Consider the following 424-nt stretch of genomic DNA (forward strand, 5'->3'; position numbering starts at 1 on the left):
GACTCGGTCGACCCGGACTACTATGTTCCTCATGTCGAAGGTGTGAAAATGCTGATGTTTGGTGTTTTTGCTATTCGCCCTGGCGTTGACTCTATTGCGCTAGACCGCAACGAAGAATGGCTTTACTTTGCTCCCGTTACCGACGAGAAGATGTGGCGCGTACGGGTAAGTGATTTGAATAATCCTGCACTAAGTGCAGAAGCGCTGAAAACTAAAATCGAAGCTTTTGGTGAAAAGACCATGAGCGATGGCATCACTATCGATGATGAGGACACTCTATACATCAGCGATCTGGAGCATTCGGCTATCATACAGATGCGCTCTGATGGTTCCATACAAACACTTTACAAAGACAAGAAGCTTCGCTGGCCTGATGGTTTCAGCTTCGGCCCGAATGGCTGGTTATACGTTACTGCTAGTGCGC

General features: G+C 47.9%; 1 protein-coding gene. It reads left to right on the forward strand.

Going from position 1 to position 424, the window contains the following annotated elements; genetic code table 11:
- Positions 1 to 424 (forward strand): L-dopachrome tautomerase-related protein (locus tag A3757_RS03750; protein WP_197469726.1); only part of this gene is annotated, 424 nt, incomplete at both ends.

This window comes from Oleiphilus sp. HI0117 (assembly GCF_001635235.1).